This is a genomic window from Thalassobellus citreus (assembly GCF_044385915.1).
Classification (GTDB): domain Bacteria; phylum Bacteroidota; class Bacteroidia; order Flavobacteriales; family Flavobacteriaceae; genus Thalassobellus; species Thalassobellus citreus.
In genome coordinates this window covers 1-849 of the sequence record NZ_JBISCC010000048.1, presented here as the reverse complement: position 1 = coordinate 849, position 849 = coordinate 1, and the positions used below count along the sequence as shown (strand labels likewise).

At 26.3% G+C, this 849-nt stretch carries 1 protein-coding gene; it reads left to right on the top strand.

The genetic code is table 11. The features are described 5' to 3' along the window. Window positions 1-567 precede the first annotated feature (567 nt). Window positions 568-849: hypothetical protein (locus ACH5TX_RS00230; protein ID WP_439337555.1), on the top strand; the 282-nt coding region annotated here is incomplete at its 3' end.

The following is an 849-nucleotide window of genomic DNA, read 5'->3' as shown; positions in this document are numbered from 1 at the left end:
CTTGCTTACAGATTGAAAAAAGGAAAATTTAAAATAGTATTTAACTCGAACGGTAAAGAGTTTACAAAATTCATTAATAATTAGTTTAATGTCTTATTTAGTTTAGTTGGTAAAGTGAGCTGTGGTGGCTCACTTTTTTTTTGCTTTATACTGAAATAATAAAATAAATAAGAACTAGTATACATTCATAAAAGCATAAACATTCAACTACTGTCTTTCATACAAGTTAAAAAAAGAAAGTTTATATACTTATTTAACTTTAACAGAAAAGCGTTTATAAATTCATTAATGATTTAATTTAGTTGGTATAACGAACTGTGGTGACCCCACTTTTTTACTTTATAATATAGTACCAGAATAAAAATAAATTCTTCTTTCTTAAAACACAAAAAAGCTATCAAACAGGCTTTCTATTAAAAATTCACCTCAATATATTCTAAATTAACCCTCAGACTTCTTAACCTTAATTTAACAGATAATTAAGCATACAAATTAGCCAAAATGGATGTTTTGTAGCTTCTCGTTCTCATATACCTTTGTCTCGTTGAACGTTAAAAAACTCAGATCATGAAAAATCTAATTAAAAAAAGCATTCTATTAGTAACAGTGTTTACTACAATGCTAAGTATCGCAAATGAAATTCCTAGCAACAATAAAAAAGCGTTTAAAGAAACTGCTTTAACTATTAATAATGTTAGCGAAGGAAATCTATTAACTATTAAAGATTATAACGGTATTGTTCTTTATAAAGAATTAATAAGCGTTAGTGGAACTTATAAAAAAGGATTTGATTTAACTGCGCTTCCTTCTGGAAACTATTTCTTTGAAGTTGATAAAGACATGGAAATT